The sequence below is a fragment of the Roseibium sp. MMSF_3544 genome, assembly GCF_030732845.1.
In the GTDB taxonomy this organism is placed as follows: Bacteria; Pseudomonadota; Alphaproteobacteria; order Rhizobiales; family Stappiaceae; genus Roseibium.
Genome location: NZ_JASHKA010000003.1, coordinates 400,911 through 416,712 on the forward strand (window position 1 = coordinate 400,911; position 15,802 = coordinate 416,712).

Here is a 15,802-nt window from a genome sequence, read left to right on the forward strand (position 1 = left end):
CATAAAGAGGGCAGTTTTCGGTAATGGCGATCAATTCCTACTATCGCGACGAGCTGAATTACCTGAAGGAAATGGGCCGGGTTTTCGCCAAGGCCAATCCGAGACTGTCCAAGTATCTTGCCGAAGATCCCCTCGACCCGGACGTCGAACGGCTGATGGAAGGGTTTTCGTTCCTGGTGGGACGCCTGCGGCAGCGCCTGGATGCGGAAATGCCCGAGGTTGCGCTCAACTTGCTCAAGCTGGTCTGGCCGCATTACCTCAGACCGGTGCCGCCCATCACACATATCGAGTTCACGCCGACCGAGGATTCTTCAGACGTCTCGACCAGGGTCCCGCGTGGTGCCTTTGTGCAAACGAAGGTTTTGAACGGAACGGCCGTGCGTTTTCAGACGCGGTGCGACTTGCATGTGCTGCCGATCAAACTGACCGGCGCAGAACTGGAAAACCGGCGGGACAGTTCCAAACTGACCCTCAGCTTTCGCAAGACCAGCGGCACCAATCTTCAGGCTTTGGCGGAAGCGCCTCTGCAGCTCTTTCTTGGCGCAAGCAACGACCCGGCTCTTTCGCGGGAACTTTATCTGCAGCTTCGGAAGCGGCTGGCTTCGGTGGAATTCGTGCCTCACAACGGCCGCGCGAAACCGGCCGACGTGACGGTTCAGCCTGTTGGCCTGAACCGCGAGGAATCCACGCTCCCCTATCCGGAAGGTGCCTTCGACGGCTTCCGGATCATGCAGGAATATTTCGCCTGTCCGGACTCCTTCATGTATGTCCGGCTGCGCGGTCTCGAGAGTTTCGCCGATGAGCCGGTTGAAGACTTTCAGCTCGTGTTCCACTTTTCGCAAAAATTCAACAATCAGGACCGGATCAGCAACGACGCAATTTCGCTGAATACGGCACCGGCCATCAACCTGTTCGAGACAGAAGGCCAGGCCCTCCAGGTTTCCCATGACAGAACCGAATATCCCGTGCGCGCCTCAGGCGACCGCTCGCAATTCAGCGTTCATCATGTGACAGGCGTGACTGGCTGGATCCAGGGCAGCAACAAGCGCGTCAATTACCAGGCCTTCGAATCCTTCACCCACGGGCGGTCAAGCGACGGTGAAGACTCACTCTATTACCGGACCGGTATCCGGCCATCGGTCCTTGGCAATGGCGTCGATCACTATATTTCCTTCGTGACGCGCCTGGACGAGACCGGCGTTCCTCCGACAGAGACGATTTCGCTCAGGCTCCTGTGCTCGAACGGCGAGCACGCATCAAGTTTCGGCGTCGGTACGGTCAACCAGCCGACCTCGACGACACCAGCGAAACTGCACTTCCGCAACATCACCCCTATCCAGTCGGAAGTCCCGCCACCGGTCGACAACCAGGTGCTGTGGACCCTTATCGCCAATCTGTCGCGCAACTATGCGTCACTGATCGACGTGGAAGCGTTGAAGACCGTGGTCGGTGCCTACGACTTCCGCGCCTATGTCGACAAGCAGGCTGCCCTTCAGCGGGATTTGCTTTTGCAGAATTTCCAGAAGTTCGACCGCAGGGCCGTCGATATTTTCCGCCAGGGACGGCCGACGCGGGCCTATGAAATCGCCTTATCGATGTCAGAGACGGCGATCGGCGGCGAAGCGGAACTGTATCTTTTTGGAACCGTCCTGGACCGTTTCCTGAAGTCCTACGCCAGCATCAACAGTTTGCACCAGCTTGCCGTCATCGGAACCGACGCCAACGTCATTCACCGCTGGCAGGCCTCTTACGGAGACGCGGACCTGCTATGACCGCCGAGCCGATCACAGAGCCGGAGGGGCACGCCACGGATCAGGCGCTCATGGAGCGGCTCGAGGGGACGCAGTTCTTTCAGGCCCTCTATCTGATCGGGCTGCTGCACCCGAGCCTTCTCAAGATGGGGCCCGGGCAAGATCCCGACGACGAAATCGTCCGGTTCCGGGCGAGCCGGTCGCTCAGTTTCGGTGCCAGGGATGTCTCCAGCATCGACTACGATCCGCAATCGGACCGCTACGACGTCAGGGTGAATTTTTTCGGGCTCTACGGGCCCGCCTCGCCTCTCCCGCCTTATGTCACCGAACGGATCATTGAACGGGACGAGCACCCTTCCGCGCTGGAGGACCTGCTCGACCTGTACAATCACCGGCTGATCACGATCCTTTTCGAGATCTGGCGAAAGTCGCGCCATTTCGTGCGCTATGAGGGGCATGGCCTGGACGCGACATCCCAGTGCCTCCTGGCGCTTTGCGGGTTTCCGGTCGACGACCGTGACAGCCTTGGCTGCGTGGATCGCGCCGATATTCTTCCGCACATCGGATTGATGTCGCACTATGCGAATTCACCGGACGCCATATCCTCAATGCTGACCAGCTTTTTTGAGGTTCCCTTCGAAATTATCGAGTTCGTTACCAGAACCGTCGATATCCCCCCCGATTCGCGCATGGAACTTGGCATCGGAAACTCTCACCTCGGCGGTGACATGGTACTTGGAGAGGAGGTCGAAGACGATCTCGGCAAGTTCCGCCTCAAGATCGGCCCGGCTCCTTACGAGACGCTTGAGACCTTCTTGCCTTACGGTGACCATCACGAAACACTTGTGGACCTTCTTTCGATGATCGTTCGCGACCCGATCGACTGGGATCTCGAATTCGAGTACGAAGCCGACAGCATGCGGCCGGGCCAGCTCGGAGTGTCGCGGCTCGGTAACAATATCTGGGTATCAGACGTCGAGGGGGCTCCTCTGGAAAACAATGTTCATTTGGCTCCGGCGTCGCCAGACAGTTCCGTTTCCGGTTAGAATTGCGCCGTGCTAGACAAGGTTGACGGGAAAGCATAATCGGGCGAATCGCCCTCTTCAGGAGATTCGTCCTCGGGCAGGATGCAAGTTCAGGTATGAGTCACTCACTTACACTTGTTTGCGACAAGATCGGGTCCCGGCATCAATTCGGATCGGGCGGAGGTGCTTTCGGGCGATCGCGGAAGTGCGACTGGGTTCTGCCGGATCAAGAACGGCATCTGTCGTCGGTGCATGCGCGGATCATCTTCCAGAACGAGACCTTTGTGCTGGTCGATGAAAGCACGAACGGCACCTTTCTGGAAGGACACACCACCGCGATTGGCCGGGGCAAGGCCGTCAGCTTGTCACCCGGAATGAAGTTGCAGGCCGGCCCCTATGAGATCCGCGTGGAGAGCATTACGGCAGGCCCCTCCGGCCAGACCGGGGCCTTCGCGCACTCGCCAATCACCGACAACAGGCAGACACAGTCCGGTACGGCGCCATTGGGTGTGGACACTTTGGGCGCAAGCGTTGCGCAGAAGCCGTCGCTGGATCCCCTCGACCATCTTGGCGGCGGATCCTCTCAGCCGTTGACGCCGGTTGCTGTGGCCGACGCTCAAGCAGCGACGATACCGGAACCGGTCTCTTATGCCATGCCGACGCAACCCGGACGCTCAGGGACACCGACACGGATTCAGCCCGGGCAAACAGCGTCTGCGGGTGCGCCGGAAGCGGCAGCCGACCAGACACGAATTGCACCCGCCCCAGCAACGCCGGACACAAGTGCGCTCCTGCCCACGTCCCCGAACGATCTGTCACCGGTGACGCAGGTACAACCGCAATCCCTTCCCGTCAGCCCAGTGGAAACAGAAAGCCAGACCAGCGCTCCGAACGTCGTGCTTCCGCAGGCCGCGCAGGCAACTCCTTCTCAACCTGCAGCGCCGGCAGATAACCTCATCCCGGAAGACTTTCTCTCGTCTCTGACGGGTGGAGCTGCCGCGCCGCCATTGCCCGCAGCACCATCACTACTTCAGGAAACCGGTCAGCCAGCAGCTGAAACGCCGGTGGAAGCCGCAACCGCACGGACGGCTTCGAAACCGGAAGAAACACCCGGAGAAGGCGTCATTCCGGATGGTGTCGATTTCGGAATGGCCACCCCGGTAGACGCCACGCCATCTCCAGTCCCGCAACCTCAACAGCCGGCTGCAGCGCCCGCCGTACCCGCAAGCCAAACGCCAACGACAACGCTCAGCCCGCTCGAGGCACTGAAGCGGCGCAGAGCGCAGCGTGAAGCTGAACTTGCACAAAAGGCAAAGTCGCGGGCAGCACCGGGCGGTGACGCCTCCACGCCCACGCAAGCACCCGGCTCCAGCAAGGCCGCCACGACGTCGGCACCAAATCCGGTCGTGCCTGCAACCTCTATAAAGACGACGCCACCGGAGGGAACAGATGCGGAAGCTGTTGTCTTCCAGGCTCTTCTTGCGGGACTTGGCTTTGCAAACGCGTCTGTGGCCCAGGATGATAAAGCGGGCGTTGCGCGCGAAACAGGTGAATTGGTTCGCGAATTGGCAAACGGCCTCATCGCCTTGCTGAGTGCACGCAAATCGCTGAAAAGCGAGTTCCGGATGTATGAAACCAGGATACAGCCGGAAGAAAACAACCCATTCAAGCACTTTAACGTCGGTGAACTGGCCATCGATGAAATGCTGTTTTCGCGCAAGGGTGGCTTCATGGAACCGGCCGAGGCGGCCAAAGAAGCCTTCAAGGACCTGCAAAGCCAAAACATGATCACCATTGCAGCAACCCAACGCGCAATGCGACTCCTGTTCGAGAGCCTCTCGCCCGAGACGCTTGCCGGTGAAGAGGATGATGGTGGCCTCAGGCTGAAAGGACTTGGGTCGCGCCGGAGCAAGTTCGAAGCAGCAAAGGAAAGACACGAGCGCCTTCGCGCCGATTTTGATGCAATCGTCCGTCAGACAATCGCGGAAGCCTTTGTTCAGATAGAAGAAGAACAGGTCCGACAACAGTCGAAGGACTTTTGGGGGAATAGAAAATAATGGAAATATCCCGGCGGAACATGATGAAACTGTCTGGGGTCGCAGCCTTTGCGACGCTGGCGGGTTGTTCGAGGGTCCCTCCGCCGACGCCGATCAAGATTGAGATCCAGGCTGATGAGTTCACCAACCCCAACGAAAACGGTGATCCGGCTCCGGTCGTTGTCAGGGTGTACCAGCTGAAAGAAGTCACCGCTTTCGAAAACGCCGAGTATTTCGATCTTGCCGACGATGAAGCCAAAGTGCTTGGCGGCGACCTGATCGGGGTGCAGGAATTCGAGCTTACACCGGGCGAATCGAAGGATTACACAAGAGACGTGTCTTCCGAAGCAACGCATCTTGGGGTAATTGCGAGTTTCCGGGATATAGATTCTGCCCAGTGGCGCGATACAATCGAACTGCAGCAAGAAAAGAAGAATCAATTTATCATCTACCTGACAAGTCTTGCAGTAAGAATACAGAAATTGCGCAACCGCCGGCTCGGAGTTCTCTAGCGTCCCTGACCTGCGCCGGTTTCCTGCGGTCACTGGCGCGTTCGGCTCACGAAAAGGCAGCAAACAGGGGGCAAATGCTGCGCTATGTTCTTAAGTAAATCTGCGGAGATGGGCCTTGAATGAAAGCCTGAAACCACTGTGGCTCGAGGGAATGTTCCTGCGGCCCCAACATCTGCAACAACAAGACCGCTGGTTTGAATCCACACTTGAACAACGCGTGCAGGACTTGCTGCCCTATGCTTGGGGCTTGCGTCAGCTGACCGTCGATTCCGAGGCGCTGGAGCTTGGACAGTTTCAGATCACGCTTGCCGAGGCGATCTTCCCCGACGGAACCTCTTTTTCAACAGAAAAAAACGGCGTCATTTCAAGCGCGCGCCAGATCACGGTCGATGACCAGGGAAAACGTGTTTTTCTGGCGCTGCCGCTCAAGTCCGCAGGCCAGCTTGAGCTGGGCGACGATGAAAAAACACATCGCCGGTTTTCGCGCCGCTCGAGCGAGGTCCGCAACACAAACGAGGCGGACAAGCCCCAGGCTGCGATTGCCGTCGGGGCGCTGACGGCGCGCATCGTCCTGGAAGGAGAAAACCTCGACGAAACCGCCCATATTCCAATTGCTGAAATCGAGACCGTTTCAACACAGGGCCAGATCAAGCTTTCCGAAACCTTCATCCCACCCGTTCTGACGGCCTCGGCCAGTCAGCACCTGCTGGGGCAGATCGATCAGATCCGCTCTCTTTTGCGCAAGCGCGGAGACATGTTGGCCTCCAACACCACGGGCCAGGGAGAATCGACGCGCTCGGGTATCGTGGATCTCATGGCGCTCAGCATCACCAATCACTACGAAGTGCTGTTCGATCATATCGCCAGCTCCGGGCGCCATTCCCCGGAACTCGTTTACCGGGAGTTCATCAGCCTGATCGGGACCTTCGCGGCCTATGGCGCCGACGACCGACGCCCGCCGGAGCTACCGGCCTATGACCATCTGGATCTGCGCCAGACCTTCCAGAAACTCGTCGCCATTCTGGACAATCTGCTGAGCTTCGTGATTGAGCAGAATGCCGTCAACATTCCGCTTTCGAAGCGCGACTACGGCGTCTGGCTTGGCGAGACGACCAACAAGATGATCTATTCCGAGGCACGCATGTTCGTGCTGATTGCACATGCCAATGTCAGCCTCGAAATTCTTCGCACACAAATGCCGATCCAGATCAAGATCGGGCCGGTCGAGAAAATCCGCGAACTCGTGAACCTGCAGCTTCCCGGCGTGCCGATTACACCCATGTCTGTCGCGCCACGCCAGATACCCTACGTCCAGAACGCCGTTTATTTCGCTGTTGATGTTGAAAACGAACTTTGGCCTCAAATGCAGTCGTCTGCGGCCTTTGCGTTGCATCTTAGCGGCGATTATCCTGGTCTTGGTCTGGAACTCTGGGCCGTTCAGAAGGGGCAGTAACCCGTAGCATGACTGACGACGACCTGGACCAACCGACCGTCGCTCAAAAACTGAGCCCCAGAGCCCGGACCTCAATGGCCGAGTCGCGGGGTCCTTATGCCGGGGAAGAAGACGAACCCACCATTGCCTTTGTCTCGCCGACGGGAAGTCCTGCCGCGACCGTGTCGCCGACCCCGTCTGAAGGCAATGGCAATCTTCAATCTGCGGCTGGCATCGTGCGCCAGCTCGACCCGGATCCTGAACGGATCATCGTCCGGGCAGCGGCCCCGCTTCTGCTGATCATCTCGCAAATCCGCAACTCGATCGAACAGGCTGATGTGCACGCGCTGCGTCAGGAAGTGGTCGACGAAATCGACCGGTTCGAACAACTCGCACAGCGCAACGACGTCGGTGCGGGAGACATCATCGCGGCCCGCTACATTCTGTGTTCGACGCTCGATGAGACTGTTCTGATGACGCCGTGGGGCAGCCGAAGCGAATGGAGTTCGAACAGCCTGCTCAACCAGTTTCACAACGAGACCTGGGGCGGCGAAAAGGTCTTCAGCATTCTCGATCGCATTCGCGGCGACGCCAAAGCCAAGCTGCCGCTCCTCATTCTGGTTCACACCTGCCTTATGCTCGGCTTTGAAGGCCGCTACCGTGTGCTTGAGGGCGGGCGCAATCAGTTGGAGGATCTTCGCAACGAATTGTCGCGCCTCATCCGGCGCAACAGCAGCCTGAAGGCTGATGAACCGTTGTCGAAGAATGCCAAGGGCACGCAGAAGGGCGACAATGTCAGTTCCCTGCCGCCCTTCTGGATTCTGCTCGCGATCGGGCTGCTTCTACTGGTCGTTGTTCGCGGCTACAGCGATTTCATCCTGGACGGCGAGCTTGTCGAAGCGCTCGGCGCCATCAATTCTCTCAACAGGCTGTAGGAGGTAAGCGATGTTCCGTACTTACCTCGCGTCGCTGCTGCGCCCGGCCAGCCTGCTGATCCTGCTTATCCTGATCGTCATTTCCCTGATCGTGCTGATCTGGGGCGGCCTGCTCACGGTCGCGAACGTGACACCGTTTGCGAAGGCAGCGCCGCGCGTCATCCTCGCGGTCGTCCTGATCCTGGGCTTTTTCCTGATCACTTTCGTGCGCCACCTGCTGACGCGGCGCGCCAATGCCAAACTCATCAACTCGATGCTCGCGAACGACGAGCTCGTTTCCATGGGCAACGATCTGTCCGCGGACGAGGTCGAACTGATCCGCGAACGGTTTGAGTCCGCGCTGAAAACGCTTCGGGACAATCCCGTTGCCGGGTCAAGTTCGAGAAATTATCTGTTCGAGCTGCCCTGGTACATCATCATCGGTCCGCCGGGGACCGGCAAGACCACTATTTTGCGCAATTCGGGGCTTGATTTTCCGTTGGCCGAGGGCGGTCACGAGGCGATCCAGGGTGTCGGCGGAACGCGCAACTGCGACTGGTGGATCTCGAACGAAGCCGTTCTGATCGACACCGCAGGACGGTACACGACGCAGGACGTCAACAGAGGGGTTGATTCAGCGGCCTGGAGCGGCTTCCTCGATCTGCTCCTGAAGCACCGCCAGCGGCGCCCGATCAATGGTGTTCTGCTCGCCGTCAGTGTGGAAGATGTCGCCCTTGCGAGCGAAGCGGAACGCAAGCAGCAGGCGGAAATCCTGCGTCAGCGCCTTCGGGAGTTGCACCGGGCCTTCGGCATGCGCCTGCCGGTCTACCTGATGTTCACGAAGTGCGACCTCATTGCCGGCTTCGACGAGTATTTCGACACGTTGCGCGATGCCGACCGGCAGCAGGTCTGGGGCGTGACTTTCCCCTATAACGAGGAACAGTCCTCGGTGGGGCCGGTGTTCGAAACGGGCTTCGTGGATCTGGTCAACCGGATCGAGCGGCACCTGCCTGAAAAACTCGCCGAGGAGCGCAACAACGGCCGCCGTTGCCGTATCTATGGCTTCCCGCATGAGTTCGGCAGTCTCAGTAACGTTCTGCGGGACTTTGTCAGCGACGTCTTCCGGGCAACCCGTTACGAAGCGCAGCCGCTTCTGCGCGGCATCTACTTCACTTCGGGCACTCAGGAAGGCACGCCGTTCGACCGTCTGCTCGGCGCGATGGGGCGCAGTTTCTCGCTTGCGGCCAGCCAGCAGCCGGCATTGAGCGGTCAGTCCAAGGCATTCTTCATCAAGAAACTGCTGACTGACATCGTCTTTCCGGAACAGAATCTTGTCGGCAAGAACCGGGCCCTGGAACGCCGCATCGCGACGATTTACGGCGGTGCCGCAGCCGCTCTTGCCGTCGGCGTGATCGGCCTGTGCCTTTACTGGATCGCCGGTCTGGACAATGCGATCGAGGTGTCCGAGACGACGGCGCAATCCGCCGACCAGGTCCGCGTTCTCAAGGCGGAGGCCGACCGGAACCGCTCTTTGATCAACCTATTGCCGACGCTCAATGCAGCGCGTGACATGCGCAACGAGATCGAAGAGCAAAGCAACTGGCTGTCGGCAACACCGATCAGTATCGAAGCCCAGTCCGTGCTCTACCCGGCTGCGGAGCGGACCTACGACGATCTGCTGGAGGAATACCTCTTGCCGTCGATCAACTCCCGTCTGGAAGCGCAAATCCAGCTTCTGTCGACTGCCTCGGACGGCAACAGTACGTTGTTGCGGGACCAGCTTGAGACCTACCTCATGCTGACGACCGGGCAGAACTACAATGCTTCCAAGGTCAAGGCGGCGCTCAGGGCGCAGAACGAGTCGACCTTCCTGCTGAACCCCGCGGACAGGGCGGAAATGCAGGTTCACATGGACAACCTTGAGAGCCTCTTGCCGATCTCCGGAACTGCGGCCGCTTCGACCGCAAGTGAGCTTCCGGTGCTGGATGCCGCACGAAGCCGGATCCAGCAGGCGCCACAGGCAACGGATATCTACAACCGCATGGTATCGGACGCAGCGCAGCGCTACAGACTGCCGCCGGTCAACATTGTACGCACGCTCGGGTCTGGATCTCTCTACGTCGATACGGCAAATGCGGGCGGCCGGACGATCATTCCGGGACTCTATACCAAGAACGGTTTCTACAATTTCTTCCTGGAGCGGCTTCCGGAATACATTCGTGGCTCCATGGGCAGCGACTGGGTTCTGGGCAACTCGGTCAACGCGACGACTTACAACCAGGTCGCAATGGAAGTCGTGAAACTTTACACCGACGACTACATCAAGGCGTGGCGTGAAGGCACGGCCTATATCCGCGTTGTCGACATTGGTTCACTCGGGCGGTCGCAGATTGTTCTGGAACAGCTATCAAGCCCGGATTCGCCTCTCCTGACGATTCTGAACGTTCTGAGGGAAAACACCCAACTCCCCTTGCCGGGCGACAGCTCTGATCAAAGCAGTGCCGGTACCGACCAGGCTGCCGGCCAGACAAGCGGAGGCGCTACCGGTCTCGTCGCGTCGGCTTCCGAAGCATCGCAAAGGGCGGCGGTGCAAACCGCCTTTGGCGATGCTCCCTGGCCAGGACTTGCGATTGAAGATGCCTTCCGTCCGCTGAATAATCTTGTTGATCCGGACAGCGGTGCTTCGCTTGACAGGGTCCTTCAGCTCTTCGGGGACCTTTACGGCAACGTCTCCGGCGTCGTCACAGCTCCGGAGCCCAACAAGGCAGCCTTCGATATCGTGAAGTCGCGCGCGGAGAACCCGCAGAACGATTCCTTCACCTCACTGCGTTCAGAAGCGGCGACAAAACCGGAGCCGGTCCGATCACTTGTGCTTTCCATCGTGAACCGGACCTGGGCATTGCTCAATCAGTCCGCCTATATCTACATAAACCGGAGCTGGCAGAACGAAGTGGTTCCGGTCTGCTCCAGCATCATGGCCGGACGCTATCCCTTCTTCCAGGATTCTGAAGACGATATCTCGCTGCAGGATTTCGCGGACCTACTGGGTCCTGCCGGCGTGGTCGATGCCTTCTTCAAGGACTTTGTTTCGCCCTTCGTGAACATTCGGGGACGTCAGCTCGTCGAGATTGAAACGCAAGGGGCAAATCTTGGCCTGTCGAGTGAGTCGCTTGCACAGCTCGCGACGGCCCAGACGATCCGGGACGCATTCTTTCCGGCAGGGGCAGCCGATCCGACAGCCAAGTTCACGATCAGGCCGACCTTCCTTGATCCGGGCGCGCTCAAATCCACTCTTAAGATCGATGACGACACAATGATCTACAGGCACGGCCCTGTCCGTGCGAAAGATTTTACCTGGCCCAGCCAGGCGGATGCCAGCAGCGCCGACATCTCCGTGACCCTTCTCGACAATTCCACGTCCTCGCTCAAGAAAACTGGAACCTGGGCCATCTTCCGGCTGTTGACTGCCTCCGGATTGTCCTCGGCCAGGGGGCGGGATCAGTTTGTCTTTTCAATCAGCAAGGACAACGTTCGCGCAAGCTTCGCGCTGAATGCCGGCAGTGTCACGAACCCCTTCAACCTCGGACTTTACAGCTTCCGCTGCCCACCGTCGCTCTGACATGAGCGCGCCATGCGACCAGCCTGCCTGTCATGGCAGGTAACTTGAAAAATCGTCTCTCCGTACGCAATGACGGAACAAGAAAAACGGAGCGGGAGATGGAACACTGCGGTTATTTCGGCAAACGACCACTGGAACGGGACTTCGTGTTCGAGGGCCTGACCGCCGGAATGACCGACGCCTGGGCGAACCTTATGTCCGACTGGCTGATCAGCGCACAAAGCGCCTTTCCGAACGACTGGCAGCAGTTCTATTTCGAAGCGCCCGCATGGAGATATGCCATCGCACCTGGCTTGCTCGGCCCGTCAGGTTGGTGTGGTCTCTTGTGTGCGTCAGCCGACACGGTCGGCAGGGCGTTTCCGCTGGCCGTTATGCTGCCGACCGAAGCTTCGAACCGTGACATTTTTTTCGACGCTGAGACCGAACGGGCATTGGATGCGCTTGAAGTCGACATGATGGCTTTCATCGACGGACAAGTCTCGCGGAGTGAGTTTCACACCACGATTTCCGAGCATGCAAAAATTCTCGGAAATCGTCAGGGGTTCAATACCGGGACACCGGACGAGCTTTTAAGCGCACAGAACGAAGCGCTCTGCCTCAGATACGCACGCACAGGTGACGAAGCCATCATTGCGGAAAGCGCACTCAGCTTCCGGTCCCAGGCTGCGTCCAAAGGCACGCTGCCGCTGTCTTTTTGGTGGCAGGATGGAAGCGATGCCAGAGCGCCGGAACTGTGCGTTTGGAAAGGTCTTCCGAGAGGGTCGGGGGCCGGCGGGTTTTTCGCTGGTTCCTGGGAAACATTCGGCTGGCAACACGAACAAATCGATCCGGACCGGATCCTGCGGCTATAAGGAAGCGACTTCAGGAAATGACTTACAAGTTGTCTGTCCCCTTGAATCTGCGCACAGAAGCCGCGACCCGGCAGGGCCCAAACCATGAAATGAACCAGGACACGCATTTTGCCGACGCGGAAAACGGACTGTTTTCGCTGGCAGACGGTATGGGCGGGCACAGGGACGGCGATCTGGCCAGTCAAGCCACGGTCGAGGCGGTTGCCGAGCTGGTCAATCTGCCGGCAATGTCACATGAAAAACAGCTGACTGCGCTCGATGCTGCGCTTGCCAGCGTGAATCAGAAACTGTTTTCCAGTTACCTTGCCGCGCCGGAGCACGACGTCTCCGGTACAACAAGTCTTAGCCTCGTGATCAGCGAGTCCTTTGCCAGCTGCATCTGGACCGGCGACTCTCGTCTTTACCTGCTGCGTGACCATCACCTTTTCCTCATTTCGGAAGACCATGCCGACGAGCTCGGGCGGCTCACCTCGGCCGTCGGCATTTCCGAGCAGATCACCACATTGGGCCGGCGAACTGTCGAACTCATGCGCGGTGACGTTTTCCTGCTCTGCACCGACGGGCTGCTGAAAGGGATGGACGAGACGATGCTTGCCAACATGACAGCCGAAGGAACCTACGGGCTCGCCGACCGGCTGATCGCGCGCTCGGTCGCTGGCGGGTCGTCTGACGACATTACCGTGATCGTGGTCTGGACGGACGGCAATGGCTGAGAAAAAGAAACCGGCAGTGCGCAAGAAGCGAGGCAAGGTGGCAGCCGCCGACAGCTCTGCCGGAGCCTCCAGTCGCAAAAAAGGTCAAGAAGCCAGCGTTTCGCCAGATAAAGCTGACGGTGACAAGCCGCAGGCAGAAGGTGACACGTCGAAAGCAAACCTGCCGGAGGAACAGCCTCAAGGTGCCGCCGATGACGGCGACGCCAAGAATCTCCCCCAAACGGAGGACGTCTCACCGAAGGAGACGTTGCCGGATGAACCGGTTCGAAAAGACACGAAAGCTGCGAAACCGGACGTTGACCTCGGTACAATCCTGAAGGACAGGTTCCTGCTGCTGAAGGTGATCGGAAAGGGGGGACTGTCGACTGTCTATAAGGCCCGCGATCTGGTTGCAGCCAAGGCTGGGCTTGCAAATGCAGATGTTGCCATCAAGATCATCCGCGCTGCACCCGATGTCGACAAGGACAATATCGCCCTGATGCATCGCGAGGCGCGCCGCCTCAGAGATCTCGTTCATCCGAACATCGTGCGGGTCTACGACATGGACCGCCAGGACGACATCCATTTCATGGTCATGGAACTCCTGGAAGGCCAGCCGCTTTCGAAACTGCTGCGGCAGTCACCGGAGCATACGTTGCAGCCTGCACAGCTTTTCCGGCTGATCGGCGACCTTGCAGCCGCACTTGGGTACGCACACCGTAACGGGATCATTCACGCCGACCTGAAACCCGGCAACGTCTTTGTTCAAAACACAGGCGTTGCCAAGCTGATCGACTTCAACATCGCCTATCCGATTGCCCGGCCGGTCAAGACACGCGAAGAAGACACAGTCGTCATTCTGGCCCGCTTCGGCGCCGTTACCCCTGCCTACGCGTCCCCGCAACGGCTCAACGGAGCCGAACCGTGCGAGGCTGACGACGTCTACTCGCTTGCCGTGATCACTTACCTGGCGATCTGCGGAACGCGGCCCTTCGGTAAGAAAAATGCTCTTGAGGCCCGCGACGAGGGACTTCAGCCCGCGCGGCCCGACGACCTCTCCTGGCTACGCTGGAAGGCCCTGAATGCGGGCCTTGCGCTTGACGACAGTGGCCGAACGCCATCCGTGCACCAGTTCGCACAAGGTTTTTGCAACCCCAACCCGTTGCACCTGGCGAAGGCATTTCTTTATCGGCAGATTTTGGGACAGGCCTATCAGCCGTCCTCGGCCGGAAGATAGAACGAATGGGTCTGGCCTGAAGCCCACCCCCCGAGCACAGAAGCCGTCACGTTGATCAAGTCCTGGTCCTCGACCTGAACCCGCTTTACCTGAAACGAGACCTGCCCCGTCAGAGACGCGCTCAGTTTACCAAGGCTATCCGCAACAGCAGCAACGCGAGCGTCGGCAGTTTGCCCCGGTGACAAAGCACCACCCAGCGCTTCCTGGAACAAAGAGAACAATCTCGAAACCAGGAGTGCCTGATCGAGCGATCCGCGGCCTTCCTTTCCAGGCTGCAGCGTGACGCCGCGCCGGAACACAAGGCTGGTGCGATTGGCAACACCCTCAAGCACGTTGATCCCGCATTGAGCCAGAGATGGTGCTGCACCCGGCCCGGCGTGGAAACGGACGGCAGTTGCCACGTTTCGCCCCATGGCCACGCTCTCTTCAACTTCCAGAGCGTCGAAGTCCGCGGGCACACCGACAGGCAGGTGCGGGAATACTTCATTCGCCAATTGCGCGATCACGCGGGAGAGAGCGATCCAGGCGGCCGATGCAAAGACGGAAGGGTAAGCCGGCTCTTCCGATGACAGCCTTGCGTCGTTCCAGAACAGGGACACATGGGACGCGGCATCGGTTCCGCGCAAGCCTTGAAAACTCTCAAATCCAGGTTCTTCCAGGAGCTGGTGTGCCGCTTCCATATCCGCGAGCTCTTCGCCTGGCACACCGCTGAAATCTGACTGAAGCGCAATCAGGCCCACAGTGTCGGATTCAGCACATTCGCGGGTGATTACCTTGACGCATTCAGCATCCTGGCCGGAAACCCCTGTCCTGTTGGCAAACAGCACAACGTCATAGAGCTCGGCCTGCAATGCGCCGTCGTAACCGCCAATCAGGTCTGCCAACGCATCGGGTGCAAGATCATGATCGAGCTGCATCAGGTGAAGTTCGAACGGCAGCGACAGCGATAGCTCGGACAATAGAAGTTTGAGGCCGTGCCAATTTTCCATCACCGTATGCAGCTTCGGTGCTGCAAAGAAAGCCCTGGATTGCGCGTCGGCAAGTTCCGACTGAGGCGAGCTTTTTTTCGCGGGTGGGGGCTTCACAAAATCCTGGCTCTCCTCGCGCAGGGTCTTGCGAACGAATGCGTCAACCGCCGCTTTTGCAATCTCGCTGTTACCGCTTGGTTTGTCCGCTTTGTCGGGCGTGTTCACCATGGAAAAGAGCGCGTCCAGGCCATCCACGGCCTCTCCCGTGCCAGACCCGCTGGACGCATCGTCTGAGGCCGTGCTCCCGGCGGACGGTCGCGGAGTATCAGTCTGCTCCGCTGTTGTAGCGGTGCCCGCTCTTAGGCGGGCGAGCAGCTTGTCGTAGCGTTGACCGTAAGCTTCCAGCTCGTCCGGGTCGACTTTCGCAGCCGCGATCTCACGCTGGAATTTGAAGTTTCCGGCAATTGTCGCAGGCCGCAGGTCCTTGACCTTGCCGAACGCAAGATGTTCTTCAAGTTCAGCCGGATGAGAACCGAGCCCATTGGCGGACTGAACGTCAAACTCGGGCTGATTTTCCTCCAGGACTTCAGCGACATCGAGACCGGTGATGTTCAAGAGACCTCGGTTCGACGGCAACCCGAAGTCTCCGGCAATCAGGACGCGGAATGGCGGCGGTGGTGAAACGGGAACCGCCTGGGGCGTTCCGTCTCCGAGGCCGATGGAAAAACTGCTGATACCACCCTTGTTCTCGTCCTGCCCGGTCAT

General features: G+C 59.0%; 11 protein-coding genes. 10 read left to right on the plus strand and 1 reads right to left on the minus strand.

Features of this window, described 5'->3' with window-relative positions; all coding sequences use genetic code 11:
* Nucleotides 1–23 precede the first annotated feature (23 nt).
* The 10 genes from tssF (at nt 24) to RBB47_RS06605 (ending at nt 14,069) form a co-directional block, all read left to right on the plus strand.
* Complete coding sequence (gene tssF, locus RBB47_RS06560) at nt 24–1,772, plus strand: type VI secretion system baseplate subunit TssF (protein WP_305984951.1); 1,749 nt, start codon at nt 24–26, stop codon at nt 1,770–1,772.
* Entirely contained in the window at nt 1,769–2,797 is a 1,029-nt protein-coding gene (gene tssG / locus RBB47_RS06565; RefSeq protein WP_305984952.1) for a type VI secretion system baseplate subunit TssG, read from the plus strand. The genes tssF and tssG overlap by 4 nt, the downstream gene beginning before the upstream one ends.
* A gap of 95 nt (nt 2,798–2,892) precedes the next feature.
* A complete protein-coding gene (locus tag RBB47_RS06570) occupies nt 2,893–4,833 on the plus strand; it encodes a type VI secretion system-associated FHA domain protein (protein ID WP_305984953.1) in 1,941 nt (646 codons plus the stop codon).
* Complete coding sequence (gene tssJ / locus RBB47_RS06575) at nt 4,833–5,324, plus strand: type VI secretion system lipoprotein TssJ (protein WP_305984954.1); 492 nt, start codon at nt 4,833–4,835, stop codon at nt 5,322–5,324. The genes RBB47_RS06570 and tssJ overlap by 1 nt, the downstream gene beginning before the upstream one ends.
* 115 nt (nt 5,325–5,439) lie before the next feature.
* Nucleotides 5,440–6,777 (plus strand): type VI secretion system baseplate subunit TssK, encoded by a 1,338-nt coding sequence (tssK, locus tag RBB47_RS06580; RefSeq protein WP_305984955.1) that lies wholly within the window; start codon nt 5,440–5,442, stop codon nt 6,775–6,777.
* Nucleotides 6,778–6,785: 8 nt separating this feature from the next.
* A complete protein-coding gene (gene icmH / locus RBB47_RS06585; RefSeq protein ID WP_305984956.1) occupies nt 6,786–7,691 on the plus strand; it encodes a type IVB secretion system protein IcmH/DotU in 906 nt (301 codons plus the stop codon).
* 10 nt (nt 7,692–7,701) lie between these two features.
* The gene (gene tssM, locus RBB47_RS06590; protein ID WP_305984957.1) at nt 7,702–11,289 is read left to right on the plus strand and encodes a type VI secretion system membrane subunit TssM; all 3,588 of its coding nucleotides are present in this window, start codon (nt 7,702–7,704) and stop codon (nt 11,287–11,289) included.
* A 98-nt stretch (nt 11,290–11,387) separates the two neighbouring features.
* Nucleotides 11,388–12,140 carry a type VI secretion system-associated protein TagF gene (tagF, locus tag RBB47_RS06595; RefSeq protein ID WP_305984958.1) on the plus strand — a complete coding sequence of 251 codons (753 nt, stop codon included), beginning with the start codon at nt 11,388–11,390 and terminating at the stop codon, nt 12,138–12,140.
* A 17-nt stretch (nt 12,141–12,157) separates the two neighbouring features.
* Nucleotides 12,158–12,853, plus strand: a complete 696-nt coding sequence (locus tag RBB47_RS06600; RefSeq protein WP_305984959.1) for a PP2C family serine/threonine-protein phosphatase — start codon at nt 12,158–12,160, stop codon at nt 12,851–12,853.
* Nucleotides 12,846–14,069, plus strand: a complete 1,224-nt coding sequence (locus tag RBB47_RS06605) for a serine/threonine-protein kinase (protein ID WP_305984960.1) — start codon at nt 12,846–12,848, stop codon at nt 14,067–14,069. Before RBB47_RS06600 ends, RBB47_RS06605 begins: the two co-directional genes overlap by 8 nt.
* Here RBB47_RS06605 and RBB47_RS06610 read toward each other — a convergent pair.
* Nucleotides 14,045–15,802, minus strand: a complete 1,758-nt coding sequence (locus RBB47_RS06610; protein WP_305984961.1) for a type VI secretion system contractile sheath small subunit — start codon at nt 15,800–15,802, stop codon at nt 14,045–14,047. The two genes, RBB47_RS06605 and RBB47_RS06610, sit on opposite strands and share 25 nt — an antisense overlap.

Excerpts from the sequence above, each read along its gene's own strand:
- tssF (WP_305984951.1), top strand. The coding sequence starts at position 24 with ATGGCGATCAATTCCTACTATCGCGACGAGCTGAATTACCTGAAGGAA.
- tssG (WP_305984952.1), top strand. The coding sequence starts at position 1,769 with ATGACCGCCGAGCCGATCACAGAGCCGGAGGGGCACGCCACGGATCAG.
- RBB47_RS06570 (WP_305984953.1), top strand. The coding sequence starts at position 2,893 with ATGAGTCACTCACTTACACTTGTTTGCGACAAGATCGGGTCCCGGCAT.
- tssJ (WP_305984954.1), top strand. The coding sequence starts at position 4,833 with ATGGAAATATCCCGGCGGAACATGATGAAACTGTCTGGGGTCGCAGCC.
- icmH (WP_305984956.1), top strand. The coding sequence starts at position 6,786 with ATGACTGACGACGACCTGGACCAACCGACCGTCGCTCAAAAACTGAGC.
- tssM (WP_305984957.1), top strand. The coding sequence starts at position 7,702 with ATGTTCCGTACTTACCTCGCGTCGCTGCTGCGCCCGGCCAGCCTGCTG.
- tagF (WP_305984958.1), top strand. The coding sequence starts at position 11,388 with ATGGAACACTGCGGTTATTTCGGCAAACGACCACTGGAACGGGACTTC.
- RBB47_RS06600 (WP_305984959.1), top strand. The coding sequence starts at position 12,158 with ATGACTTACAAGTTGTCTGTCCCCTTGAATCTGCGCACAGAAGCCGCG.
- RBB47_RS06605 (WP_305984960.1), top strand. The coding sequence starts at position 12,846 with ATGGCTGAGAAAAAGAAACCGGCAGTGCGCAAGAAGCGAGGCAAGGTG.
- RBB47_RS06610 (WP_305984961.1), bottom strand. The coding sequence starts at position 15,802 with ATGACCGGGCAGGACGAGAACAAGGGTGGTATCAGCAGTTTTTCCATC.